This window comes from Duganella sp. Root198D2 (assembly GCF_001428585.1).
GTDB lineage: Bacteria > Pseudomonadota > Gammaproteobacteria > Burkholderiales > Burkholderiaceae_D > Rugamonas.
This window is the reverse complement of the sequence record NZ_LMIC01000025.1, coordinates 1-25,904: the sequence shown is the minus strand read 5'-3', so window position 1 is coordinate 25,904 and position 25,904 is coordinate 1. Positions and strand designations below refer to the sequence as shown.

At 60.2% G+C, this 25,904-nt stretch carries 26 protein-coding genes and 1 rRNA gene; 18 read left to right on the top strand and 9 right to left on the bottom strand.

The features are described from left to right. Nucleotides 1–91 (bottom strand): 16S ribosomal RNA (locus ASE26_RS19655); the annotation flags it as partial. Between the two features lie 497 nt (nt 92–588). On the opposite strand from ASE26_RS19655, the gene ASE26_RS19650 reads away from it, so the two are divergent. From ASE26_RS19650 to ASE26_RS19605, 10 genes are read left to right on the top strand one after another with little or no spacing between them, the layout of a single operon-like run. Beyond that, complete coding sequence (locus ASE26_RS19650; RefSeq protein WP_057246796.1) at nt 589–2,067, top strand: B12-binding domain-containing radical SAM protein; 1,479 nt, start codon at nt 589–591, stop codon at nt 2,065–2,067. Nucleotides 2,068–2,113: 46 nt separating this feature from the next. Next, complete coding sequence (locus ASE26_RS19645) at nt 2,114–3,235, top strand: ABC transporter permease (protein ID WP_055932012.1); 1,122 nt, start codon at nt 2,114–2,116, stop codon at nt 3,233–3,235. Further along, on the top strand, nt 3,235–4,074 hold the full coding sequence (locus tag ASE26_RS19640; RefSeq protein ID WP_055932010.1) for an ABC transporter ATP-binding protein: 840 nt from the start codon (nt 3,235–3,237) through the stop codon (nt 4,072–4,074). The genes ASE26_RS19645 and ASE26_RS19640 overlap by 1 nt, the downstream gene beginning before the upstream one ends. A 10-nt stretch (nt 4,075–4,084) precedes the next feature. After that, the gene (locus ASE26_RS19635) at nt 4,085–5,023 is read left to right on the top strand and encodes an MlaD family protein (protein ID WP_055932007.1); all 939 of its coding nucleotides are present in this window, start codon (nt 4,085–4,087) and stop codon (nt 5,021–5,023) included. Between the two features lie 9 nt (nt 5,024–5,032). Beyond that, a complete protein-coding gene (locus ASE26_RS19630; RefSeq protein ID WP_055932004.1) occupies nt 5,033–5,704 on the top strand; it encodes an ABC-type transport auxiliary lipoprotein family protein in 672 nt (223 codons plus the stop codon). A gap of 3 nt (nt 5,705–5,707) precedes the next feature. Further along, nucleotides 5,708–6,898 (top strand): VanZ family protein, encoded by a 1,191-nt coding sequence (locus ASE26_RS19625; protein WP_082507351.1) that lies wholly within the window; start codon nt 5,708–5,710, stop codon nt 6,896–6,898. A gap of 25 nt (nt 6,899–6,923) precedes the next feature. Continuing rightward, on the top strand, nt 6,924–7,244 hold the full coding sequence (locus tag ASE26_RS19620) for a ferredoxin (RefSeq protein WP_055932001.1): 321 nt from the start codon (nt 6,924–6,926) through the stop codon (nt 7,242–7,244). Then, a complete protein-coding gene (locus ASE26_RS19615; RefSeq protein WP_055932018.1) occupies nt 7,244–7,876 on the top strand; it encodes an alpha/beta hydrolase in 633 nt (210 codons plus the stop codon). The genes ASE26_RS19620 and ASE26_RS19615 overlap by 1 nt, the downstream gene beginning before the upstream one ends. Before the next feature lie 37 nt (nt 7,877–7,913). After that, nucleotides 7,914–9,059, top strand: coding sequence for a D-alanyl-D-alanine carboxypeptidase family protein (locus tag ASE26_RS19610; RefSeq protein WP_055931998.1), 1,146 nt, complete (start codon nt 7,914–7,916; stop codon nt 9,057–9,059). Next, the gene (locus tag ASE26_RS19605; RefSeq protein ID WP_229207165.1) at nt 9,059–9,934 is read left to right on the top strand and encodes an aldo/keto reductase family oxidoreductase; all 876 of its coding nucleotides are present in this window, start codon (nt 9,059–9,061) and stop codon (nt 9,932–9,934) included. The genes ASE26_RS19610 and ASE26_RS19605 overlap by 1 nt, the downstream gene beginning before the upstream one ends. Nucleotides 9,935–10,033: 99 nt before the next feature. On the opposite strand, the gene pssA is transcribed toward ASE26_RS19605, so the two are convergent. Beyond that, complete coding sequence (gene pssA, locus ASE26_RS19600) at nt 10,034–10,816, bottom strand: CDP-diacylglycerol--serine O-phosphatidyltransferase (protein WP_055931992.1); 783 nt, start codon at nt 10,814–10,816, stop codon at nt 10,034–10,036. A gap of 113 nt (nt 10,817–10,929) precedes the next feature. Here pssA and ASE26_RS19595 point away from each other — a divergent pair, with 113 nt between their 5' ends. The 5 genes from ASE26_RS19595 (at nt 10,930) to ASE26_RS30115 (ending at nt 14,121) form a co-directional block, all read left to right on the top strand. Then, nucleotides 10,930–11,910, top strand: coding sequence for a CAP domain-containing protein (locus ASE26_RS19595; RefSeq protein ID WP_156398015.1), 981 nt, complete (start codon nt 10,930–10,932; stop codon nt 11,908–11,910). Between the two features lie 48 nt (nt 11,911–11,958). Continuing rightward, nucleotides 11,959–12,558, top strand: coding sequence for an Hpt domain-containing protein (locus ASE26_RS19590; protein ID WP_057246795.1), 600 nt, complete (start codon nt 11,959–11,961; stop codon nt 12,556–12,558). A 464-nt stretch (nt 12,559–13,022) separates the two neighbouring features. Beyond that, entirely contained in the window at nt 13,023–13,394 is a 372-nt protein-coding gene (locus tag ASE26_RS31635; RefSeq protein WP_229208186.1) for a YafY family protein, read from the top strand. An 80-nt stretch (nt 13,395–13,474) separates the two neighbouring features. Next, on the top strand, nt 13,475–13,720 hold the full coding sequence (locus ASE26_RS31630; RefSeq protein WP_229208185.1) for a WYL domain-containing protein: 246 nt from the start codon (nt 13,475–13,477) through the stop codon (nt 13,718–13,720). 32 nt (nt 13,721–13,752) lie between these two features. Further along, nucleotides 13,753–14,121 (top strand): hypothetical protein, encoded by a 369-nt coding sequence (locus ASE26_RS30115; RefSeq protein ID WP_229208184.1) that lies wholly within the window; start codon nt 13,753–13,755, stop codon nt 14,119–14,121. On the opposite strand, the gene mnmE is transcribed toward ASE26_RS30115, so the two are convergent. From mnmE to rpmH, 5 genes are all read right to left on the bottom strand, one after another. After that, complete coding sequence (gene mnmE / locus ASE26_RS19580; RefSeq protein WP_057246794.1) at nt 14,054–15,433, bottom strand: tRNA uridine-5-carboxymethylaminomethyl(34) synthesis GTPase MnmE; 1,380 nt, start codon at nt 15,431–15,433, stop codon at nt 14,054–14,056. The two genes, ASE26_RS30115 and mnmE, sit on opposite strands and share 68 nt — an antisense overlap. A gap of 164 nt (nt 15,434–15,597) precedes the next feature. After that, nucleotides 15,598–17,331 carry a membrane protein insertase YidC gene (yidC, locus tag ASE26_RS19575; RefSeq protein ID WP_055931981.1) on the bottom strand — a complete coding sequence of 578 codons (1,734 nt, stop codon included), beginning with the start codon at nt 17,329–17,331 and terminating at the stop codon, nt 15,598–15,600. A gap of 8 nt (nt 17,332–17,339) precedes the next feature. Beyond that, a complete protein-coding gene (yidD, locus tag ASE26_RS19570; RefSeq protein ID WP_055931978.1) occupies nt 17,340–17,573 on the bottom strand; it encodes a membrane protein insertion efficiency factor YidD in 234 nt (77 codons plus the stop codon). Further along, nucleotides 17,570–17,977, bottom strand: a complete 408-nt coding sequence (gene rnpA / locus ASE26_RS19565) for a ribonuclease P protein component (protein ID WP_082507352.1) — start codon at nt 17,975–17,977, stop codon at nt 17,570–17,572. Before rnpA ends, yidD begins: the two co-directional genes overlap by 4 nt. 21 nt (nt 17,978–17,998) lie before the next feature. After that, a complete protein-coding gene (rpmH, locus tag ASE26_RS30110) occupies nt 17,999–18,136 on the bottom strand; it encodes a 50S ribosomal protein L34 (protein WP_078035393.1) in 138 nt (45 codons plus the stop codon). A 429-nt stretch (nt 18,137–18,565) separates the two neighbouring features. Between rpmH and dnaA the strand changes: the two genes are divergently transcribed. From dnaA to gyrB, 3 genes are all read left to right on the top strand, one after another. After that, on the top strand, nt 18,566–19,957 hold the full coding sequence (gene dnaA, locus ASE26_RS19560; protein ID WP_057246793.1) for a chromosomal replication initiator protein DnaA: 1,392 nt from the start codon (nt 18,566–18,568) through the stop codon (nt 19,955–19,957). A gap of 161 nt (nt 19,958–20,118) precedes the next feature. Then, a complete protein-coding gene (dnaN, locus tag ASE26_RS19555; RefSeq protein WP_055931968.1) occupies nt 20,119–21,225 on the top strand; it encodes a DNA polymerase III subunit beta in 1,107 nt (368 codons plus the stop codon). Between the two features lie 153 nt (nt 21,226–21,378). Beyond that, nucleotides 21,379–23,874 (top strand): DNA topoisomerase (ATP-hydrolyzing) subunit B, encoded by a 2,496-nt coding sequence (gene gyrB, locus ASE26_RS19550; protein ID WP_055931965.1) that lies wholly within the window; start codon nt 21,379–21,381, stop codon nt 23,872–23,874. 331 nt (nt 23,875–24,205) lie between these two features. Here the strand turns inward: gyrB and ASE26_RS32115 are convergent, their stop codons facing one another. After that, entirely contained in the window at nt 24,206–24,409 is a 204-nt protein-coding gene (locus tag ASE26_RS32115) for an HNH endonuclease (RefSeq protein WP_082507349.1), read from the bottom strand. Nucleotides 24,410–24,530: 121 nt separating this feature from the next. Beyond that, a protein-coding gene (locus ASE26_RS19545; RefSeq protein ID WP_229208183.1) for an IS3 family transposase occupies nt 24,531–25,780 on the bottom strand; the annotation gives its coding sequence in 2 pieces (ribosomal slippage) (nt 24,531–25,495 and nt 25,495–25,780; 1,251 coding nt in all). Between the last annotated feature and the right edge of the window lie 124 nt (nt 25,781–25,904).

Below are 25,904 nucleotides of genomic sequence, written 5' to 3'. Positions count from 1 at the left end.
CGCCAGGCCGAAGCCCGCGCTGCCGTTCGACTTGCATGTGTAAAGCATGCCGCCAGCGTTCAATCTGAGCCAGGATCAAACTCTTCAGTTTAATCTCTGTTTTTCCRRYATTGCTRYCGGAGGTCACTCACTCAAAATACTGACGAATCTCTTGCGAGATTACGTTTAATATATTTTGTGCGAGCGTTACAACTAATATTTTGAGCATCGAGCCATAAAGGCTCGTGGCATATTCGTCAAACGCCCACACTTATCGACTGTTGATTTTTAAAGATCGCTGCCTTGTTTGTTCGACGAAGCGTTGTGTTCGTCAGCAGCAGAGAAGCGAGATTATGCGGTACAGCGTGCANTATCGACTGTTGATTTTTAAAGATCGCTGCCTTGTTTGTTCGACGAAGCGTTGTGTTCGTCAGCAGCAGAGAAGCGAGATTATGCGGTACAGCGTGCAACTCGTCAACCCCTTCTTTTTCTCGTTTCGCTTACTGTTTTAACAGTGTTGCGTTGCGAGGGACAGAACTATAACGGACCGGCGCCGGTCGCGCAAGGGTAAAATGCATGGTTTCGTAATACCGTATTACAGTTCCTGCCATGACGATCCTGCTTTCCACCCTCAATGCCCGCTACACCCATGCTTCGCTGGGACTGCGCTACCTGCTCGCCAACATGGGGGAGCTGCAAGCGCAGACGCGCATCCAGGAATTCGTGATCGGCGCGAAGACCACCGAGATGGTGGAACGCATCCTGGCCGCGCAACCGAAGATCGTCGGTTTCGGCGTCTATATATGGAACGTTGAAGAAACCTGCCGCCTGGTGGCGACGCTGAAACGCGTGGCGCCACACCTGGTCATCGTCCTTGGCGGACCGGAAGTCTCTTACGAAACCGGCGAACAGGAAATTACGCGCCTGGCAGATTACGTGGTAACAGGCTGGGGCGACGTCACCTTGCCTAAACTGTGCGGCGAGATCCTGAACGGTCCGAAGCCTTTGATGAAAGTGCATGCAGGCGTGCAGCCGCCAATGGCGGAGATCAAGCTGCCCTATTCAATCTATTCGGATGAAGATATCGCGCACCGCACCTTATATGTAGAGGCTTCGCGCGGCTGCCCGTTCAAGTGCGAGTTCTGCCTGTCGGCGCTGGACAAGACAGCCTGGCCGTTCAATATCGATGCCTTCCTGGCGGAGATGGAGATGCTGCACGCCCGCGGCGCGCGTACCTTCAAGTTCGTCGACCGCACCTTCAACCTGAATATCAAGACCAGCCTGAAGATCATGCAGTTCTTCCTGGATAAGCTGGCCGCGGCGCCGGATGACCCGGTATATGCCCACTTCGAGCTGGTGCCGGACCATTTGCCGGACGCGCTTAAAGAAGGCATTGCGAAGTTCCCGCCCGGGACGCTGCAATTCGAGATCGGCATCCAGAGCTTCAACCCGGTGGTACAGGCGAACATCTCGCGCAAGCAGGATAACGCCAAGGCTGCGGACAATATCCGCTGGCTTTGCGAGCATTCGGACGTGCACATGCACGTTGACCTGATTGCCGGCCTGCCGGGGGAGACCGTCGATAGCTTCGCCGAAGGCTTCGACAAGCTGTGGGCACTGGGACCGCACGAGATCCAGTTCGGCATCCTGAAGCGCCTGCGCGGCACCCCGATCATCCGCCATACCCAGGAATTCGGGATGGTGTACGACCCGTACCCGCCATATACGATCCTGGCGAACCGGGACATTGACTTTTCGACCATGCAGCGCCTGGTGCGGTTCGCGCGCTATTGGGACCTGGTGGCGAATTCGGGCCGTTTCACGCATACCGTGCCGGTGTTGCTCGGCGAGACCCCGTTCAAATCGTTTATGGCGTTTTCCGATTGGCTTTATGCCAACACGGACGCGACCCACCGGATTGCGCTGGACCGGCTGGCGGTGATGGTCGGGCGCTGGCTGGGAGTGGCGGGCATGGACGCAGCCGCTGTTACTGAGCTGCTGGCGCGCGATGGACACGGGGTGAAACAGAAGGTATCAGCCCCGGCCAGCGCTGCGCCGGCGCGCCAGGCGAGGCACCTGGCCGCCTGACCCGCGCTGAGTGGCGCTATAGGCGAAACTCTTTTACACTGGTGGCATGCCTATTGCTCAAGAGCCAACGTTATCTATCAGCCCAGACGGGCGCACCGTTTCAGCCGGGGGAACCTGGCAAGTCAGTGCACTCGCCAGCAAGCGGGTGATGAAAAGGATTTCGGGTTGCCTGAACCATGTAAAAGACATTCACGCTGTCGAGTGGGACTTGAGCGGCGTCGACATGCTGGACCACGTCGGCGCGCAGCTGCTGTGGAGCGCATGGGACTATAAGCGTCCGGCCAAGCTGAAACTGGTCAACGGCCAGGAAGAAATCTTCAAACGCATCGAGGCTGCCGGCAAGCTGGAAATGCCGCGCGTGCGCAAGGAGCGGTTCGGCTGGGTGACGTCGCTGGGCTTCGGCATCCTGCACTTCCTAGAGCATATGCGCGGCTTCGTACAGTTGATTGGCTCGGTGGTGCAGGATGCGGGACGCTTCGCCGCCAATCCGAAGCGCGGGCCGTGGCGCGAGATTTCGGCGAATATTTTCCACGCCGGCTTCCAGGCCCTGGGCATTACCGCGCTGGTGGGCTTCCTGATCGGCGTGGTGCTGTCCTACCTGTCGGCGCAGCAGCTGCGCAACTTTGGCGGCGACATTTACCTGGTCAACCTGCTCGGCATGTCGATTGTGCGCGAGCTGGGGCCCTTGATGGCGGCGATCCTGGTGGCGGGCCGCTCAGGATCGGCAATCACGGCGCAATTGGGCGTGATGCGGGTGACGGAAGAACTGGATGCGATGCTGGTGATGGGTATTTCGCACGGCTACCGCCTGATCCTGCCCAAAGTCATCGCGCTGGCGATCTCGATGCCGCTGCTGGTGATCTGGACCGATGCGGCGGCGCTGATCGGCGGCATGATCGCTGCGAAATGGGAGCTGAACCTGTCGATCCGCTATTTCATCATGAAGTTGCCGCAAGTCGTGCCGCTGGCGAACTATTACATCGGCCTGTTCAAAGGCGCAGTGTTCGGCATGCTGATCGCGATGGTGTCCTGCCACTTCGGCCTGCGCATCCAGCCGAACACGGAAAGCCTGGGCCGCGGCACCACCACTTCGGTGGTGACGGCAATTACCGTGGTGATCCTGGCGAACGCGGTGTTTGCGATCGTCTTCAATGGAGTGGGTTACTGATGAACGACCTGCCGGAACAAGCGGAAGACAACTGCGGCTGCCCCGAGGGCGAGAGCAAGCTGACGCTCGACGGCAGCGTACCCGTGGTGGAAATCACCAGCCTGCAGACCAAATTCGGCCGCACCGTGATCCACAATGACCTGAACCTGACCATCGAGCAGGGCGAGATCCTGTCGATCGTCGGCGGCTCCGGCACCGGCAAGACCGTGCTGCTGCGGCAGATGCTGGGGCTGGAACGTCCCACCAAGGGATGCGTGCGCATCTTCGGCGAAGACATCACGATTGCTTCGCAAGGCCACCTGCAGGAACTGCGCAACCACTGGGGCATGCTGTTCCAGCAGGGCGCCCTGTATTCCGCGCTGACGGTGTTCGAAAACGTCGCGCAGCCGATGCAGGAACTGGGCACCCTGCCCGCGCACCTGATCCGCGACGCGGTGCTGCTGAAGATGAATATGGTGGGCCTGGGCCCGGAACACGCGAACAAGATGCCGAGCGACCTGTCGGGCGGCATGATCAAGCGCGTCGCACTGGCGCGGGCCTTGGCGCTGGAGCCCAAGCTGCTGTTCCTGGACGAGCCGACCGCCGGCCTCGATCCGGACCTGTCGGAGAGCTTCGTAACGCTGATCAAGTCCCTGCATCGTGAGCTGGGATTGACGGTAGTGATGGTGACGCACGACCTGGACACGCTGTTCGCGCTGTCGACGCGCATTGCGGTGCTGGCGGAAAAACATGTGTTGGCGATCGGGCCGACCCGCGAGGTGATCAAGACCGATCACCCGTTTATCAAGGAATTCTTCCTGGGCGACCGCGGCAAGCGCGCGCTGGAGGCCCTGGAATAAGGAGCAAGGCATGGAAAACAGATCACACGCTTTGATGACAGGCATCTTCACGATCACGCTGCTGATCGCGGCGGTCCTGTTCGGCATCTGGTTCAATCGCGACCGGGTCAAGTACGACCCTTTCCTGATCGCGACCACGCAGTCGGTCCCGGGCTTGAATCCGCAAGCTGCGGTACGCTATCGCGGGCTGGAAGTGGGCAAGGTGGACGACATCGATTTCGACCCGAAGCTGGCCGGCCAGATCCTGATCCACCTGAGCATCGACCCGGCAACGCCGATTACCAAGACCACTTACGCCATGCTGGGCTACCAGGGCGTGACCGGCATCGCCTATATCCAGCTGGATGACGAATCCGTCGGTTCGCCTGCGCTGGAGACCACCAAGCAGAATCCCAGCCGCATCCCTTTGCAGCCAGGCTTGTTCGACCAGCTGGAAAAGCGCGGCACGGCGATCCTGGAGAAAGCGGAAGATGTCACCAAAAAGCTGGATACCCTGCTCAGTCCGGATAACCAGAAGGCGATGATGGGCGCCTTCAACGACGTGAGCCAGGCAGCCCAGTCGTACAAGGACCTGGCGGCCAAGCTCGATCCGGCAGTGCAGAAGATCCCGGCGCTGGTGGAGCACGGCGACCGCGCCTTGCAGTCGGTGGATACGCTGGCCAATGAAGCGAGCAAGGTGGCGCGCACCCTGCAGGGTCCGGACGGCGCGGTGCAGCGCATTACCGCCTCCGTCGACCGCGCTACGACCTCGGTCGAGGCGGTGGCCAGCGGCGTCGAGCTGGAGACCCTGCCTGGCGTGACCGGGCTGGCGGATGAAACCAAGTCTTCCATGCGCGCCATACGCCGCACCATGAATAATATTAGCGATCGCCCATCCAGCATCCTGTTCGGCGCACCCGGCACGCCGCCGGGGCCGGGCGAACCAGGCTTTGACCCATCTGGCAAATAAGGACCAGCAATGAAGAAGAACATTCTCCTGACCGCCGTGGTTGCTGCCGCTGCCGCACTGGCCGGCTGCGCCAGCAAGGGGCCGCAACCGACCTCCTACGACTTTGGCCCGATGGGCGCACCGCTGGCGCCTGCCAGCCTGGCGCCGAGCGGCGCGGACTCCAGCAGTGGCACGAGCGGCACGAATGGCGCCAATGGCGCCGGCAGTCCTGCAGCCGGAATCCCGGCCCTGGTCGTATCGGACGTCAGCGGCCCGGCCTCGCTCGACACGCAGCGCATGTACTACCGCCTGATGTACGCCGACGCGCGCCAGTCGCGCCCTTATGCCTACAACAACTGGTCGGTGACGCCGCTGCAGCTGATGTCGCAGCGCCTGAAAGCCCGCATCGCGCAATCCGGCGTCAAGGTGGTGTCGACCACCGACGCGGCAGGCGGCCTGCCGCTGCTGCGCCTTGAGGCCGACGAGTTCGCGCAGAACTTCGATAGCGCCACGCAAAGCAGCGCCAGCGTCACCCTGCGCGCCTCGGTATTCCGCAACCACAAGCTGGTCGACCAGCGCACCTTCAGCCGCACTGCGCGCGCAGCGAGCGCGGATGCGGCGGGCGGCGCCGGCGCACTGGCTGAAAGCACGGACGGCATCGCCGCCGACATCCTGGCCTGGCTGGCAAACATGCCGAAGTAAATCATGAACGAAGAAGCGCCCGCCCCAGCTCCCGCGCCAGCGCCCGCCACGGCTCCCAAGCCGGAGGTGCGTACCGGCTCGCCAGTGGCACGGGCAACCCTGCTCGCCTACATGGTGCTGATCATCTACGCGAGCTGGTTCCCGTTCTCCGGCTGGCAAAACCAGGGCCTGTCGCCGCTGATCTTCCTGGAATGGACTTCGCTGCCGCGCTATTGGACCGGTTTCGACGCCGGCATCAACGTGATCGGCTACATCCCCTTCGGCATGCTGCTGGTGTACGCGATGCGGCCCAAGGTCACGGGCTTCTGGGCCTTCCTGCTGGCCAGTATTGCCGGCATGCTGGTCTCCGGCACGATGGAGGCGGTACAGACCTATTTGCCGACACGCGTCTCGTCCAACCTGGACTTCTACACCAACAGCGCCGGCACAATCATCGGCGCCTTCATCGGCGCGCTGACCGCGCACAAGCTGATGGACACCAGCAATGCCTACAAGCTGCGCCAGCGCTGGTTCGCCCAGCATGCCAGCCAGGGCCTGGTCCTGGTGGCGCTCTGGCCGCTGACGCAGATCTATCCCCAGGGCTTCCTGTTCGGCCTGGGGCAGTTGCTGCCCATCCTGTCCGAGTGGCTCAGCGAGTTGCTGGACATGGACATCGACCTGGCGTCCCTGGTGCGCCCCGACGTGACGCTGACGGTGGAGCAGTACTGGCTGTCCGAGACCATCGTCACCGCCTGCGGCATGGTGGGCGCGGCCCTGACCCTGCTGTGCATCCTGCGCAAGCCAGCCCCGCGCGCGCCGCTGGTTGCCCTGCTGGTGGTGACGGCCGTGCTGGTGAAAACCCTGTCGACCGCACTGCAGCTCGGTCCCGACGCCGCCTTCGTGTGGATCACGCCAGGCGCCCAGGGCGGTTTCCTGATCGGCGTGATCATGCTGGGCGGCCTGATTTTCGCGCCCCATGTGGCGCAACGCAGGCTGGCAGTGGCTACGCTGCTGCTGAGCCTTTTGATCGTCAACACGACCCCGACCAACCCCTACTTCAGCGAAACGCTGCAGACCTGGGTGCAAGGGAAATTCCTTAACTTCTACGGCGCGGCCCAGTTCCTGTCGCTGGCGTGGCCATTGGCAGCCCTCTGGTACCTTTGCCTCCCATCGCACAAGCTGAACAAGGAAACCCGGGAAACCCCGGTAAAATAAGCGCCTGCACCAAGAAAGGCTTCAGATGAGCGACAACCAATACTACAAGCATCACGTGTTCTTCTGCACGAACCATCGTGATGACGGCCGCGAAAGTTGCGGCCCGCGCGGCGCCGAAGCCGCCCAAAAGCACGCCAAGAAACGCTGCAAGGAATTGAACCTGAACGGCGAAGGCAAGGTGCGCATCAATTCCGCCGGCTGCCTGGACCGCTGCGAACACGGCCCGGTCGCCGTGGTCTACCCCGAAGGCACCTGGTACACCTACGTTGACACCGCCGACATCGACGAAATCGTCGACAGCCACCTGGTCAACGGCAAAGAAGTAGAGCGCCTGAAAATCAAATGATGAACAAGAATTCCGAGAAGTTTACGCTGCAGGGCAATGCCGGCCTGATGGAAGGCCTGCTCGACATGCCGGCCGGTACGCCGAAAGGCATCGCCCTGGTGGCCCACCCGCACCCGCTGTACGGCGGCACCATGGAGAACAAAGTGGCGCAGACCCTGGCGCGCACCTTCGTGGCACTGGGTTATGTGGCCGCACGCATCAACTTCCGCGGCGTCGGCGCATCCGAAGGCGTGCATGACCACGGCCACGGCGAAACCGACGACATGATGATCCTGTACCAGCACATGGTGCAGCGCTACCCCGGCCTGCCGGTATCGCTGTCGGGCTTCTCGTTCGGCACTTTTGTACAGTCGCACCTGGCGCAGCGCCTGGCCGCTGCCGGCACCCCGGCGGAACGCCTGGTGCTGGTCGGTACCGCCGCTGCCAAATGGCAGATCGCCGACGTACCGGCAGACACCATCCTGATCCACGGCGAAAACGATGAAACCATCCCGTTGATCGACGTGCTGGATTATGCACGCCCGCAGGACATCCCTGTGATCGTGATCCCCGGCGCCGACCATTTCTTCCACCGCAAGCTCGGTCACATCAAGAATTGGGTGATCGCCTTGTGGGGATCGAAAGCACAATAATTTCCCCCGCAACCCCTAATAGTAAGAACAAGCACCAATGAAAAAGATCATCGCTGCACTGGCAACCAGTGTGCTGCTCATGACTTCCGCGGTAGCGCAAACGCTGCCGCCGCCGACCATCGCCGCCAAATCCTGGCTGCTGCTGGATTCCTCCAGCGGACAAGTGATTGCCGCCCAGGACCCTGATTCGCGCGTGGAGCCGGCGTCCCTGACCAAGATCATGACTGCCTACCTGACCTTCCAGGCGCTCAAGGACAAGAAACTGACCCTGGACCAGAAGGTGAACGTATCGGTCAAGGCATGGAAAGTGGACTCCAGCTCGTCGAAGATGTTCATCGACCCGGCCACCCCGGTCTCGATCAACGACCTGCTGTACGGCCTGATGGTCCAATCCGGCAATGACGCCGCCGTGGCACTGGCGGAAGCCGTGGCCGGCGACGAATCGGCCTTCGTCACCCTGATGAACCGTGAAGCGCAGCGCATGGGCATGGCCAATTCCCACTTCGCCAACCCGCACGGCCTGCCTTCGCCGGAGAACTACACCACCGCACGCGACCTGTCCGTGCTGGCGCGCCATGTGATCCAGGACTACCCTGAGTTCTACAAGATCGATTCGGTGAAAAGCTTCACCTACAACAAGATCACCCAGCAGAACCGCAACCGCCTGCTGTGGCTCGACCCGACTGTCGACGGCATGAAGACCGGCCACACCGAGTCCGCCGGCTTCTGCATGGTGGCATCGGCCAAGCGCCCTGCTGGCAACCTGGAGCGCCGCCTGATTTCCGTTGTGATGGGCACCAATTCCGACGGTACCCGTACCGCGGAAAGCCAGAAGCTGCTGAACTGGGGCTTCCAGAACTTCGACACCGTGAAGCTGTACTCCAAAGGCCAGGCGGTCTACACCCCGGAAATCTGGAAAGGCTCGCAGGCGACCGTGAAGATCGGCTTCACCAGCGACGTGCTGGTGACCGTGCCGAAAGGCGTAGCAGCCAAGATGAAGCCTCTGCTGGAGCGCAAGGACCCGCTGGTGGCGCCTATCGCCGCCAACACCCGCGTCGGCACGCTGAAGATGATGGTGGATGGCAAACCGCTGCTGGAACTGCCGGTGGTGGCGCTGGAAACCGTTGACCAGGCTTCGATCTTCGGCCGCGCATGGGATTCCGTGCGCCTGTGGATGAAGTAATGGCGAAACTGAACCTTTCCCGCATCGTCGCGGGCATGTGGCGCATGACCGAATGGGACATGACGCCGCAGCAGCGGCTGGCCTTCATCGAGCAGTGCATTGCGCTGGGCGTGACTTCCTTCGACCATGCCGACATTTATGGCGGCTATGGCGTGGAGGGCTTGTTCGGCGAAGCGCTGGCCTTGAAGCCTTCGTTGCGCGAACAGGTTCAGATCGTAGGCAAATGCGGCATCAAGCTGGTTTCCGGCCGCCGCCCGACGCATACCATCCAGCATTACGACACCAGCTCCGCGCATATCGTGGCGTCGGTGGAGAATTCGCTGAAGGAGCTGCGGACGGATTACCTGGATTTATTGCTGATTCACCGTCCCGATCCTTTGATGGATTTCGACGAGGTGGCGAATTCCTTCCAGCGCTTGCGGTCCGAGGGGAAGGTGAAGGAGTTCGGGGTGTCGAATTTTTCGCGGCATCAGTTCGAGACGCTGGACAAGCGTGTGCCGCTGGTGACCAACCAGGTGGAGTTTTCTCCGCTGCACCTGGAGCCGATGTTTGATGAAACCTTTGACGGCCTGCAGGACCTGGGCGTGCAGCCGATGATCTGGTCGCCTTTGGGCGGCGGGCGCTTGTTCACTGCCGGTGACGAGCAGGGCGAGCGTGTGCGCTTGAAGATCAAGGAAGTGGCGGATGAATTGAATCGTCCGTTTGCGAGTGTGGTGTTTGCGTGGATTATGCAGTTGCCGTGCAGGCCGGTGCCGTTGACCGGGTCGGGGCGCATCGAGTCGATCGAGGTGGCGGTGGAGGCGACGCAGTTTGCGTTGAGCAGGCCGCAGTGGTTCGAAATCCTGCGCGCGGCGCGGGGGCACGAGGTAGCCTGACCCGGTAAACCAGGGTCTGACCCAAGGGTCAGACCCGCATACGCGACGGCGACCGGTCGTGTCTGACCCTTGGGTCTGACACTGGTTTACCGGTTTGGGTCAGTCATCAGCAAAAACCTGCGGCGGCGCAATCCCGCGCCAGCCAGCCCGCCACGCCAAATTCAGCCCCACGGTAAACGCGATATACACCACAAAGAACAGCACGAAGTAGTAGTACCGCAGCCAAACCAGCAGTCCCACATTCACCGCCAGCAGCACCAGCGCCGCAGCGCTCTTCTTCTGCTTCGAGCTGGGGAAACGAATGGTCGATACCATCAGGCTGCCCACCACAAACAGCAGCGCCACGACGTAATACCCCTCCAGGCTCGAATCCGGAAACTCCGGCCACGCCACCACCATCGCAGACACGCAAGCCGCACCCGCCGTAATCGGCATCCCCACGAAGTACTTCGGATCGGTGCGCCCCACGTTCACATTAAAGCGCGCCAGCCGCAAAGCGCCGCAGGCCACAAAGAAGAACGCCGCAATCCCGCCCACCCGCAGCAAGGTCGGATCCGCCGGACCCATTTGCACGAAGCCGTAGCAATACAGCAGCACCGCAGGTGCGCAGCCGAAGTTCATCACGTCGGCAATCGAATCGAGCTGCACGCCGAAGTCGGAACCGGTACCGGTGGCGCGCGCCACGAAGCCGTCCAGCGCATCGAAGATCCCGGCCAGCACCAGCAAGGCCGCAGCCAGGCGGTAATCCTGCGCCAGCCCCAGGTGGGCGTTATCGACGGAAATCACGATGCTGGCAAAGCCGCAGGCGATCGAGAGCAGCGTTACCGTGCTAGGTAAGGCAAATTTGGCGCGTTGGAGTCGCTGATGTCGTTGAGTATTCAAATTAAGGCAATGATGATCAAAAGAGAAAGGCTATTTTACCTCGCCCGGAGGATTACAAAAGAAACACATATTGCCTGAAATTGGCATAGAATCGCGCCATGAAGGAGCTCACTATGGATACGTTCAACAAATGGCACCGTCAGTTGCCAACCCTGCTGGTCGCAGCACTTCTCACCGCTTGCGGCGGTGGCGGAGGGGGCGGTGACAACTCCGCTCCACCGGTGCTTACGCCTCCGGTCACCAATCCACCAGCCACCAGCTGCGTAGTCTCGCCAACCGGCCAGCCTGGTGCAACAGGCGACACGGCAATCGACGGCTTCAACTGGTTCAATTACCGCCGCGCCGACATTGGCTTGACAATGCTGACCTGTAATGAGTTCCTGAACAAGGCAGCCGTAGCGCACTCCAACTACCTGCGCCTGAATAACACCGTGTCGCATGACGAAGTGTCCGGCAATCCTGGCTTCTTCGGCGCGACGGTCAAGAACCGTATCGAAAACGCCGGTTACGTCCTGGGTTCGGAGTATGCCTATGGCGAAGTGATTTCCGCCGTTAGCGACCGTGCGGGCTTCACCCACGCGGAAGAACTGATCGCGGCGATCTACCACCGCTTCGTGATCTTTGAACCGATGTTCCGCGAGATGGGCACTGGCGCTTCCTCCAATGGCAACGGCTATACCTATTTCACCTCAGACATGGCGACCCGCAGCCTCAGTGCCGGATTGGGCCTGGGCAAGGCGGTGGTTTATCCGAGGGACGGCCAGACCGCGGTTCCAACTTCCTTCGACAGCGATACCGAGTCGCCGGACCCGGTGCCTAACCAGAATACCGTTGGCTACCCGGTCAGCGTCCATTCGGACATCACCGCCAGCGCTGGCGGCATCAAGGTGACAAGCTTCACCATCCGCCCACGCGGTGGCCTGCAGATGGTCACGCGCCTGCTGACGCACGCGAACGATACGCACACGTCGGAACAGTCGGCCGCTATTATTCCGCTGTCAACGCTGAGCGCCAACACCACGTATGACGTCAGCTTCTCAGGCACGGTCGACGGTGTCCCTGTGACGAAAAACTGGTCATTTACGACAAAATAATGCCCCTCCCCTAGCCCACATCGGGACAGAGTGCTAAATTCTGTCCTGATGAACAACCTTCTTTCCAGCGCACCAATACGCCAGCGCCTCGACGTCGAGGAGGGACTGGATCGCCTGATGGGCGAACGTTCGTTGTATCTTCAAATCCTGCGCCGCTTCCTGCAGGACTATCGCGATTCCTGTGAACGTATCCAGTCGCTGCTTTCGCAACGGCAGGAGGCCAAGGCGCAGCTGGCGGCGCACTCGCTGAAAGGCTCCGCAGGCCTGATCGGTGCGCAGCTTGTGCATGACCAGGCGGTGCTGGTGGAGAACGCGATTGCCGACGGCGCCGAGTCGGCCGCCCTGCTGACGCATCTCACGGTACTGCTGCGCGAAACCTGCGGCAGCATCGACGATCTCTTACGTGAACATGGCGACAAAGTCGCGCCAGGCGAAACGCCCGCAGCCGATCCCGCGCATCTGCGCGCATTGATCGAAGAACTGGTGGGATTATTGCGTGAAGGTGATGGTGCGGCCATCGACCTGGTAGAAAAATCGGCGACGATACTGGCAAGTGCGCTGGGCGTGCCGACCTTCCAGATGATTGCGGCGGCTACGCATGCATTCGATTTCGAAACTGCCCTGGACGTGCTGGAGATGGAACTCTAGCCGCCATCAATCCGAGAAGTGCGCCTCTTCATCGAAGGAGTCCGCGCACTCCTTGCCGCAAAAGCGCCGCACGGCGTCCAACGGTCTTTCGCAGTACCAGCAGGAGCCCTTGGGAGGCAACGATTGGCGCACGCCACTTGGGCGCTCGGCCGTCGCGACACTTTCAGCGGGTGGGATTTCCTGTTGCGTCTCCACGATATTCCCCTTTACAGACATGCCCTGGAACCAAGGTTACTGCATAGCGCAGACAGGAACATGACCTGCCTCAACAAAATAATAGCAGGATTAAATCGGCGGCATAGGTGACTCAACGTGCGTCAACGCACCAAAAGAAACAAAATTATTCCAATGAGAAGCACAGGCGCGATAGGACTTAGTTCCATGACATCACGCGCACGCTGATGCAGTAGCTGGAGAGATGGCTTATCTTTACGTCCGCTTTACGCCGCATATGACCACATCCAATGTCACGCTCTGAACGCCTGCTGAATCTTCTGCAAGTCTTACGCCGCTACCGCCGCCCGGTCAGCGGCAAGGTATTGGCCAATGAACTTGGCATCAGCATCCGCACCTTGTATCGCGATATCGCCAGCCTGCAAGCCCAAGGGGCCGTGATAGAAGGCGAGCCACGGATTGGCTACGTCATGAAACCGGGCTTCATGCTGCCGCCCTTGATGTTTGGTTCGGAAGAACTCGATGCATTGGTGCTGGGCATGCGCTGGGTCGCCGATCGTTACGACCACACGCTGGTCGAGGGGGCGATGAATGTACTGGCCAAGGTGTCGGCCGTATTGCCTGCAGAATTGCACGCGAGCTGGAGGAATCGGCGCTGCTGATTGGCACTCCGTTGCTAAGGCCAGACAACCCGCCGTCTCCTGATGTGCTTCGCAAAGCCGTGCGTTCCAAGCAGAAGCTGGTGATCACTTACATGGATGGCAGCGGCGTCGAGACGCAACGCGCGGTGTGGCCATTTGCCCTGGTCTATTTTGACCAGGCCAGGGTGCTGATGTGCTGGTCCGAGCTAAGAAACGCCTTCGCAAACTTCCGTGCAGACCGGATCCTAGCAACGGGGGAAATGCCCGCTTTGCTTCGCGAATGGAGCAAGGTGCACCAGGAGGCCGCCCAATCAATACTGCCAGAATCGGGCAGTACAGGAATTTAGACTGAGCCCTCTTTCAAGTCAGGAGCTCATCAATGAAATTCGCATCGATTCCCCTTTCCGGCATCGCGGCAAACCGTCCGGCAGAAGGATTTGGGGAAATCCACTTCGACGGCGCCGTACTGGCCCTTTCCTCTGAACGGCTGATCGCCCTGTTCAACGTAGGCGCAACCAAAGCAGCAGCCAACCAATCAGCGATCCTGGAGTTTGAAGTCAGCGACGTCGATGCAGTGTTCGATCGCGTAGCCGGCAACGACTATGCCGTGGGGGAACCGCTCCTTGCTGCTGAGGGACCCGGACGGCAACCTCGTCAACATTTTCTCCCGCCCCGCGAACTCACTTGCCGATACAGAAGCGCGAGAAGATCACACCCAGCAGGTCGTCTGAAGAGAACTCGCCGGTGATCGTGGAGAGCTGCACTTGCGCCAGGCGCAGTTCTTCTGCGAACAGGTCCAGCGACTGGTCGGTTTGGGCGGCATGCTGGCCGGCGTAGTCGAGGTGCCGGGAGGCGTTGCGCAAGGCGATCAGGTGGCGCTCGCGTGCCAGGTAGAGCGACTCGCCGGTCTGCTGCCAGCCGGCGATGCGCAGCAGTTCCGCGCGCAGCAGGTCGATGCCGGTCTTCTCGTTGGCGGACAGGTAGATGTGGGTTGCATCGGCCATCTCGTCGACCGACGGTTTGTGGCCGGACAAGTCGATCTTGTTCCAGATGCGCAGCACCGGCACACCTTGCGGGAAATTGGCGACGATGGCTTCGTCATGCCGGGTCGGGCCATGGTCGGCGTCCAGCAGGTGCAGGATGACGTCGGCCTTGCCCACTTCGCCCCAGGTGCGCTCGATGCCGATGCGCTCCACCAGGTCCACCGCCTCATCGTGGCCGCGGATGCCGGCGGTGTCGATGATGTTGAGCGGGATGCCTTCGATCTGGATGGTCTCGCTGACCTTGTCGCGCGTGGTGCCGGCGATCGGCGTGACGATGGCGACTTCAGCACCGGCCAGTGCATTCAGGAGTGAGGACTTGCCCACATTCGGCTGGCCGACCAGTACCACGTTCAAACCTTCACGCAGCAGCGCGCCTTGCGAGGCTTGCTTGAACACCTGGTCGAGCGCTTCGACGATGCTTTTCAACTGGCCGCGCGCATCGGACTTTTCCAGGAAGTCGATTTCTTCTTCCGGGAAGTCGAGCGTGGCTTCCACCAGCATGCGCAGGTGGGTGACGCGCTCCACCAGGGCGTGGATGGTTTGCGAGAAGGCGCCGCTGAGCGAAGCAGAGGCGGACTTGGCGGCGGCTTCGGTGGAAGCGTCGATCAGGTCGGCCACGGCTTCGGCTTGCGCCAGGTCCAGCTTGTCGTTCAGGTAGGCGCGGCGGGTGAATTCGCCAGGTTCGGCCAGGCGCAGGCCTTGCTCGGCGCCCGCTTCCAGCACGCGCTGCAGCAGCATTTGCAGCACGATCGGGCCGCCGTGGCCCTGCAGTTCGATCACGTCTTCGCCGGTGTAGGAGTGCGGCGCTTTGAACCAGATCGCAATGCCCTGGTCGATGACGGTGCCGTCGGCTTGCGTGAACGGGATGTAGGTGGCGTGGCGCGGTTTGAGGTCAGCGCCTTTGAACAGGGCTTGCGCCAACGACTGCAGGTTCTTGCCGGACGCGCGCACAACGCCGATGCCGCCGCGGCCGGGCGCTGTGGCGATTGCCGCGATGGGGGAGGAATCTAGGTTCATTTGGTGATCTTATCTTTAAACCCGGTAAATCTGGGTACGACCCAAGGGTCGGACCCTGTCTGCTCTGAGGCCTGGGGCTTCGGCATAAGCGGGTCTGACCCTTGGGTCAGACCCTGGTTTACCGGGGTTGAAAAAAGCCCGCGTCTGGCGCGGGCTTCTTGAACTTACTTGGCTACGCCAACCTCTAACTTCTTGGTGATCACCCACTGCTGCGCAATCGACAGCAGGTTGTTCACCACCCAGTACAGCACCAGGCCGGATGGGAAGAAGAAGAACATGACCGAGAAGGCGATCGGCATGAACATCATCATCTTCGCTTGCACCGGATCCGCAGGCTGCGGGTTCAGGCGGGTGGTGATGTACATCGAAATCGCGTACAGGATCGGCAGGATCGCCCATGGATCGTGCTGGGTCAGGTCGGTGATCCACAGCGCCCATGGAGCACCGCGCATTTCAACCGACGCATTCAGCACCCAGTACAGGGCAATAAACACCGGCATCTGCACCAGGATAGGCAGGCAGCCGCCGAGAGGATTGATCTTCTCGGTTTTGTACAGCTCCATCATGGCCTGGTTCATCTTCTGCGGGTCGCCTTTGTAGCGCTCGCGGATGGCGGTCATCTTCGGCGTCACGGTCTTCATCTTCGCCATCGAGCGGAAGGAAGCAGCGGACAGCGGGAAGAACAGCAGCTTGATCGCCACGGTGAAGGCGATGATGGTCCAGCCCCAGTTGCCGACCACGGAGTGGATGGCAGCCATTGCCGCCCACATCGGGCGCGCCACGATGGCCAGCCAGCCGTAGTCCTTGACCAGGTCCAGGCCTTCGGTGACTTGCTTCAGGGTGTCGGTGTCTTGCGGGCCCGAGTACAGGCGGGCATTGTTGGTCACCGATGCGCCTGGCGCCAGGGTGCCCAGCGGCTGCACGACGCCGATCGAGTACAGGTTGTCGCCTTCTTTCTTGGTGAAGATGGTGCGGTCCAGCTTATCCTGCGGCACGAAAGCGGACACGAAGAAGTGCTGCGCAATCGCGACCCAACCGTCTTTTGCCTCGGTCACATGGCTCGGCTTGAACTTGGGATCTTCCGCCAGCGACTTGGCATCTTTCTCGATCTGCTTGAACTCGTACTTCTTGTAGTGGCTCTCCGAAGTGAACATGGTCGGAGCGATGAACGAAGGGTTCATGAAGCCCGAGCCTTCCGGCGGGGTACCATCATGCTTCAGCTGCAGGTATAGCTGCGGTGCCAGTGCGGCAGCGCTGGTGTTGGTGACGGTGTGCTGCACGTCCACCACGTAGTCGCCCTTCTTGAAGGTGAAGGTCTTGGCCAGCTTGACACCGCCCTGCTCGGCTTCCAGCACCAGTTTCACCTGGTTGCCATCATTCAGCATGCGCGCGCCCGGCTGGGCCACGAATGCGGTCAGGTGATTCGGCAGGCCAGGCGCGCCTACCAGGCCGGTTTCGCCCAGGTAGATATGCTTACCGTTCTCGCTAAACAGCACCTCGGTGTTATTGCCGCCCTTAGGTTTGCAGAATTCGAACAGACCCCAGCATCCGCCCAGCCAGCCCGGATCGGCGCTGCCCTTGTGCTTCAGCAGTTCCAGGCGCTTGATGGTGCCGCCCAGGGTGTCGATATCGACGCGCATCACGTCGGTAGTAATGGTCACCACTTCGGTCTTGACCGGAGCAGCGACCGCGCTGCCATCCACCGCAGCGGCGGCGCCGGCAGCGGCAGGAGCAGGCGTACCGGCGGCAGTCGCCGACGCCGAAGCCACAGCGGCTGGCTTGACAGGAGCCGGAGCAAACATGGACGGCTTGCCGGTCGAGATCATCCAGTTATTCCACAGGATAACCAGCGAGACCGCGAAGACGATCCACAGGATTGAGCGTTTATTGATATCCATTCGGTTCTTCAGGAGTGGTTGAAGTGCTTTGGCGGCACGGGGTCGACCCCGCCCGCATTCCAGGGATGGCAGCGGCATACCCGGCGAAAGGCCAGGTAACTGCCTTGAGCCGCACCATGCTCGCGCACAGCTTCGAGCGCATAGTTGGAGCAGCTAGGGTAAAAACGGCAACTCGGTGCACCCATCAGCGGACGGATGACCCATTGGTAAAAGCGCAGCAGGATGGTCAGCAGCGTTTTCATTTTGCCGGCCTGGCCTTGTTGGCTTGCGCAAAAAGGCGCGTCAGTTCCTGGCGCAGTTCGGCCTTGAGTTTGGCCGTGGTGGCCGGACCGTCCTTGCTATTGACGGGGCGCGACAGGCGCACCACGCAATCAATGGCAGGGAGCTCGGTAACGCGGAACAGTTCGCGCGTGACGCGCTTGATGGTGTTGCGGGTAACCGCGCGCGGTGCAAAGCGTTTGGCAACGACAATGCCCAGCCGCGCATTAGGCAGCTGGTTCTGGCGGGTATAGAGCACGAAGTGCGCGCTCTTCTGCGTTGGCCGCAAACTAAAAACGGATGAAAATTCATCCGTTTTTATGATGCGCCGAGCGCGAGCGAAGTCGTGTCTGCCTTCGCCTGTCGAGCTGTTAGGACAGCTTTCCACGCGATCAGCTAACAAGCGTGCTTAAACTACAGCCAGACGCTTGCGGCCTTTTGCACGGCGTGCGTTCAGGACTTGGCGGCCGCCACGGGTAGCCATACGGGCGCGGAAGCCGTGGGTGCGCTTGCGACGCACAACGGAAGGTTGGTAAGTACGTTTCATGTTGGTCTCGCTAAAAAATACAAAATCGGGACGGACGGTGTCCCTAAAAATGTTGGTGCCAATGACATTTCGCGCACTGCGCCAATCTCACTGCCCGCTAAATCCGCGCGTCGTTAATCTGAATAATCACGGACTACGGGCGGGGAACCCAGAATTATCAGGATTTTTCGGTTTACTGTCAACCACTTAAACCGGTAAATCAGGGTCTGACCCACGGGTCAGACCCGACTACGCGGCGGCCGATGGTGCGGGTCAGACCCTTGGGTCTGACCCTGGGTTACCGGTTTGGTTGCAAAAAACCCAACCCCAGCACGGTTGTGCAAAATTTCTGGTTAACCTGTGGATAACTTCCGACTTAGCGGCTAGAATAGCGCGTTACGTGTGGCGATTACGAACGCCCTCCCACACTTTTTGCATATAGATAGATTCATGGAAAATTTCTGGCAGTCCTGTTCCCAGCAACTGGAACTTGAGCTGACGCCGCAACAATTCAGTGCCTGGATTAAGCCGCTTGTGCCTCTCGATTTCGAGGACAACAAGCTGCGCGTTGCTGCGCCAAACCGGTTCAAGCTGGATTGGGTAAAGACTCAATTCGCTAGCCGCATCACGGCCCTGGCCTGCCAGTATTGGGAAACCGTCATCGAGGTGCAGTTCGTCCTCGACCCGCGCACCCACGCCCTGAAAAAACCCGCAGCACCCGCCGTGGTGTCCGGCCCGCTGAGCGATATGCGCCCGGAAAGCCCGGCCGCCGCCGCCGCGCCGACCGCCGCCGCCGAATACCAGAATCCGAGGACCCGCGAAAACAGCCGCATCAACCCGGACCTGACCTTCGACTCCTTCGTGACCGGTAAGGCCAACCAGCTGGCGCGCGCCGCCGCGATCCAGGTCGCCAACAACCCAGGCGTGTCTTACAACCCGCTGTTCTTCTACGGCGGCGTAGGCCTGGGTAAGACCCACTTGATCCACGCGATCGGCAACCAGGTGATGGCCGACCAGCCAGGCGCCCGCATCCGCTACATCCACGCAGAACAGTACGTTCGCGACGTAGTGACCGCTTACCAGCGCAAGGGTTTCGACGACTTCAAGCACTACTACCACTCGCTGGACATGCTGCTGATCGACGATATTCAATTCTTCGGCGGGAAGTCCCGCACGCAGGAAGAGTTCTTCTATGCGTTTGAAGCGCTGATCGCGGCCAAGAAGCAGATCATCATCACCTCGGACACCTATCCGAAAGAGATCACCGGCATGGATGACCGCCTGATCTCGCGCTTCGACTCCGGCCTGACGGTGGCGATTGAGCCGCCGGAGCTGGAAATGCGCGTCGCAATTCTGCTGAAAAAAGCCAAGTCCGAAGGCGTGACCCTGAACGACGACGTCGCCTTCTTCGTCGCCAAGCACCTGCGCTCCAACGTGCGTGAGCTGGAAGGCGCACTGCGCAAGATCCTGGCTTACTCGCGCTTCCACGGTAAGGATATTTCGATCGATATCGTGAAAGAGGCGCTGAAGGACCTGCTGTCTGTGCAGAACCGCCAGATTTCTGTGGAAAACATCCAGAAAACGGTGGCGGACTTCTTCAACATCAAGGTGGCGGACATGTATTCCAAGCGCCGCCCGGCCAACATCGCCCGCCCGCGCCAGATTGCCATGTACCTGGCCAAGGAGCTGACCCAGAAATCGCTGCCGGAAATCGGCGAACTGTTCGGAGGACGCGACCACACCACCGTGCTGCACGCCGTGCGCAAGATTGCGGCGGACCGTACCAAGAACCCTGAGTGCAACCATGAATTGCACGTGCTGGAGCAGACGCTGAAAGGCTAAAACCGGTAAATCTGGGTCTGACCCAAGGGGCAGACCCGACCGGCGGCCGTCGCGTCAGCGGGTCAGACCCTTGGGTCTGACCCCGAATTACCGGTTTCAGACTGCTATACTGTCGAGTTAACAAAAGAACCAACGTACCAACCCATTAACTGAGGATATTTATGCAACTGGTCAAAACCACCCGAGACACGCTTCTCCGGCCACTGCAGATCGTGAGCGGTATTGTCGAGCGTCGGCACACTATGCCGATTCTGGCCAATATCCTCATCCGCAAGGAAGGTGAAAGCGTCTCTTTCCTCTCCACCGACACGGAAGTCCAGATCACGACCCACGCAGACATCGGCTCGGGTGCCGACGTCACCGGCACCACGGTCGCCGCGCGTAAGCTGCTGGACATCCTGCGCGCGCTGCCGGAAGCCGGCGACGTGACCATGACCCTGCTGAACAAGCGCCTGACCGTACAAAGCGGCAAATCGCGCTTCGCCCTGCAGACCCTGGCCGCCGAAGAATTCCCGACCGTGCAGCAGGCAGAAAGCTTCACCGCCAGCTTCCAGCTGCCGCAAAAAACCCTGAAGCACCTGTTCAACATGGTGCACTTCTCGATGGCGCAGCAGGACATCCGCTACTACCTGAACGGCCTGCTGCTGGTATTGGACGGCAACAAGGTCATCGCCGTAGCGACCGACGGCCACCGCTTGGCCTTTTGCCAGGTAGAGACCGACCAGAATTTCGCCCGCGAAGAAGTCATCATCCCGCGCAAGACCATCATCGAGATGCAGCGCCTGCTGGAAGAAACCGACGAAGCCGTATCGCTGGACATCGCCGCAAGCCAGGTCAAGCTGACCTTCGCCGACATCGAGCTGATCTCGAAGCTGGTGGAAGGCAAGTTCCCTGACTACACCCGCGTGATCCCGAAGGGCTACACCAACAACTTCACCATCGGCCGCGAAGAGCTGCTGCGCTCCCTGCAGCGCGCCGCGATCATGACCAGCGATAAGTTCAAGGGCGTACGCTGCATCATCACCCCAGGCTCGCTGAAGATCTCGTCCACCAACGCGGACCAGGAAGAAGCGGTTGAAGAACTGGAAATCGACTACGGCGGCGACAGCGTGGACATCGGCTTCAACGTGACCTACCTGCTGGACGTGCTGAACAACCTGAAGTGCGACCAGGTCAACGTAGCGCTGGGTGACAGCAACAGCTCCGCACTGATCTCGATTCCAGAGAACCAAGACTTTAAATACGTTGTAATGCCGATGCGCATTTAAACCCGGCAAATCGGGGTCTGACCCAAGGGTCAGACCCCGGTATGCCGAAGCCGCCGGCCGTAGAGCCGACAGGGTCCGACCCTTGGGTCGTACCCAGGTTTACCGGGTTTAAAAAAGAGCACAAAAGTAATTCGCTAAAAGAGAAAGCAGTCCATGTCCGAAAGCCACAACGAACAACCCAAGGCCAAAGCAGAAGAATACGGCGCCGCCTCGATCCAGATCCTTGAAGGCCTGGAAGCAGTCCGCAAGCGTCCTGGCATGTACATCGGCGACACGTCCGACGGCACCGGCCTGCACCACCTGGTATTCGAGGTGCTGGACAACTCGATTGACGAAGCCCTGGCCGGCCACTGCTCCGAGATCCACGTCACCATCCACAGCGACAACTCGATCTCGATCACCGACAACGGCCGCGGCATTCCAGTCGGCCTGAAGATGGACGACAAGCACGAGCCAAAACGCTCCGCAGCCGAAATCGTGCTGACCGAGCTGCACGCCGGCGGCAAGTTCGACCAGAACTCCTATAAAGTCTCCGGCGGCCTGCACGGCGTGGGCGTCAGCTGCGTCAACGCACTGTCCAAACTGCTGCGCGTGACCATCCGCCGCGACGGCAAAGTACACCAGATGGAATTCGTGCGCGGCGCAGCCCAAAACCGCGAAATCGAAATGATCGACGGCGTGGCCGTCTCCCCGATCAAAGTGATCGGCGAAACCGACAAGCGCGGCACCGACGTGCACTTCTGGGCCGACGAAGAGATCTTCACGCACGTGGAGTTCCACTACGAGATCCTGGCCAAGCGTATTCGCGAACTGTCCTTCCTGAACAACGGCGTCAACATCAAGCTGACCGACCAGCGCAACGGCAAGGAAGAAATCTTCGCATTCGAAGGCGGCACCCGCGGCTTCGTTGAATACATCAACAAAGCCAAGACCGTACTGCACCCGACCGTATTCCAGGCCACCGGCGAACGCAACTCCGACCAGGGCACCCTGATCTCGGTCGACGTCTCCATGCAATGGAACGACGCCTTCAACGAACAGGTACTCTGCTTCACCAACAACATTCCGCAGCGCGACGGTGGTACCCACCTGACCGGCCTGCGCGCGGCAATGACCCGCGTGATCAACAAGTACATCGACGAAAACGACTTCGCCAAGAAGGCCAAGGTTGAAATCAGCGGCGACGACATGCGCGAAGGCCTGACCTGCGTGCTGTCCGTGAAAGTGCCGGAACCGAAGTTCTCGTCCCAGACCAAAGACAAGCTGGTCTCGTCCGAAGTGCGCGGCCCGGTCGAAGAGATCGTCGCCAAGACGCTGACCGACTTCCTGATGGAAAAGCCGAACGACGCCAAGATCATCTGCGGCAAGATCGTGGAAGCAGCGCGTGCCCGTGAAGCAGCGCGCAAAGCCCGCGACCTGACCCGCCGCAAAGGCATCATGGACGGCCTGGGCCTGAGCGCCAAGCTGGCCGACTGCCAGGAAAAAGACCCAGCCCTGTGCGAACTGTACATCGTCGAGGGTGACTCCGCAGGCGGCTCCGCCAAGCAGGGACGCGACCGTAAGTTCCAGGCCATCCTGCCACTGCGCGGTAAGGTGCTGAACGTGGAGAAGGCACGCTTCGAAAAGATGCTGTCTTCCGAGCAGATCACCACCCTGATCGCCACCCTGGGCACCAGCATTGGCGCCGACGAATTCAATATCGAAAAGCTGCGCTATCACCGCATCATCATCATGACCGACGCGGACGTCGACGGCGCCCACATCCGCACCCTGCTGCTGACGCTGTTCTACCGCCAGATGCCGCAGCTGGTTGAGCGCGGCCACATCTACATTGCACAGCCACCGCTGTACAAGGTAAAGGCCGGCCGCGACGAGCGCTACCTGAAGGACGACCTGGAAGAAGCCGGCTACATGATGAACGTAGCGCTGAACACCGCCGCCCTGACCCCGCGCGACGGCGCCGACATCATCCAGGGCGAAGCGCTGGGCGAACTGGCACGCACCTACAACATGGCCAACGCCATCATGACCCGCCTGACCCGCGTGATCGACCGCGCCGCGCTGACTGCCATCATGACCGGCGTAACGCTCGACCTGGCGACCATCGACGCAGCCCAGGCATCGGCCAAGGCGCTGGAAGCGAACATCAACGACAGCGCCGTGAAGGTTTCCGTGACCACCGACGAACTGTCCGACAAGCACACCCTGCGCATCGAACGCCTGCACCACGGTAACGTGAAGGTCTCCTCGATCGACGCCGACTTCGTGCAAGGCGCCGACTACAAAGTGCTGGCCGACGCCGCCGCCACCTTCACCGGCCTGATTGGCGAAGGCGCCGTGATCCGCCGCGGCGAAGGCGAGCGCACCAAGGAAAGCGGCGTAGTGGACTTCCACCACGCCATGCAGTGGCTGCGCGACGAAGCGGAACGCACCGTGAGCAAGCAGCGCTACAAAGGTCTGGGCGAGATGAACCCATCGCAGCTGTGGGAAACCACCATGGACCCGACCGTCCGCCGCCTGCTGAAAGTGCAGATCGAAGACGCGATTGCTGCTGACCAGATCTTCACTACGCTGATGGGTGATGATGTGGAGCCACGACGGAACTTCATTGAGACCAATGCGCTACGCGCGGGTAACATCGACGTATAAAGCTTCCTCGCTAAATTGCTAAGGCCCATGGAATTCCATGGGCTTTTTCATTTCCGAACACCTTGGAATGCATGCCCGCATTCGCGAAACCTACGTTGCGCAATACCGTAGCTTGTACGGCACAAATGGAATCGGCAAAATTCCCCGACGCCGTCCATCACATAAAAATTCTTCACAACGGGGTCGGTAAAGCACGCTTATATTATAAGTATCAGGGGAGTTTGCAGTTCGTTCAGAACCAACGCTAAGCCAGATTCCTGTGAAGCTCGCAGCGGCCATGTCCTAAATCTACTGGGGAGGTTGCACAGCATAGTGCAGCTGCGATTTGTGTTCAGCGCTTGAGGTTAGCTTGCTTAATTTCGTCTCTGAGCGTTTCGACGGACAGCGCCGGATCTGACCGGTGAATCATTGCATGGCAGTTGGGGCAAAGGGGAACCAAGTCCTGAATAGGGTCGACCACATACGATTCCTTGATTTCAGCAAGTGGCTTTAAATGATGAACATGGATGAACTCTAAAGTGGACCCATCAGTCAAGACACTTTGCCGCTTAGTTTAAGCTGTGCCCATTTCCAATTCCACAGCTGCATGGCGCTGCCCCGTAATTCCTGCATTTTTNTAAAGTGGACCCATCAGTCAAGACACTTTGCCGCTTAGTTTAAGCTGTGCCCATTTCCAATTCCACAGCTGCATGGCGCTGCCCCGTAATTCCTGCATTTTTCTGCTCGCCGTCATCGTCGCCAAATTTATCGACGATCAGTGCGCCGCCGCCGATCCCCGACCTGTAGACGCGATCCGGCGTTTCATAACGGAGTGCCTGATGCGGGCGCTCCGCGTTGTAGAACGCAAAATACTGCGCCAAGCCGACCATCAGCTCCGCCATGTTGGCATACCCTTTCAAGTACACGTCCTCATACTTCACGTTGCGCCACAGGCGCTCCACGAAGATGTTGTCCAGTGCCCGCCCGCGGCCGTCCATGCTGATCGCTACGCCTTCGCGTTTCAGCACACCAGTAAAGGCCGTGCTGGTAAATTGCGAGCCCTGGTCGCTGTTAAACACTTCCGGCCTGCCATGGTGGCGCAGTGCATCCTCCAGGCAGTCCACGCAGAACGACGCGTCCATGCTATTGCTGATGCGCCAGGACAGCACCTTGCGGCTGTACCAGTCAATCACGGCAACCAGGTAGGCGAAGCCCCGCGCCAGCCTGATATACGTCAGGTCTGTACTCCACACCTGGTTTGGCTGCGTGACCGCCACGCCGCGCAGCAGATACGGGTAGACCTTGTGCTCTGGGTGCGGCTTGCTCGTCGCCGGCCCCGGCGCCATGCCTGCCAAACCCATCCCGCGCATCAGGCGCTGTATCCGCTTGCGATTGACGCAGTAACCGCGCCCTCGTAGGAACACCACCATGCGCCGGCTGCCATAGAACGGCCGGTTCGTGTACTCCTCGTCGATCAAGCTGCGCAGCTGGCTATCCTCTTCGGTCAGACATTGCTCACGCGCTGCAGCTTCCATCCGTCGATAGACCGAAGAGCGCGSAATGCTTGCCAGCTCGCACTGCATCGTCAGCGGCATATCGTCGTCCCGCTCGATCCATCGTGCTCGTTCCGCCGGACTCATTCCCCTAGCTTTTTTTTAAGCCAATCCACCTGCATCTTCAGCTTGCCGATCTCGCTATACAGCTTGTCCTCGGGGCTGCTTTCATCGACCGGTTTGGGGCCGCGCTTAACGTCGAACAGGGCACCGGCATTCTCCAGGATCTCTTTCTTCCACTGACCGACAAGCACCGGATGCACACCGTACTCTTGCGCGATTTCCGTGACCGTCTTCACCCCGCGCACAGCCTCCAAAGCCACCTTGGCCTTGAATTCCGCCGTATGCACCCTGCGTTTTTTGCCTTCACTCATTTGCTATCATCCTTTCGCGGACGACAGCTTAAACCACCGTCTCAATTTCGGGGGCCACTATACTCTTTTCCATGCACACCATAGACCTGTTCAAAATTGAATCMAGCCGCAGCTTGCGGGCCTT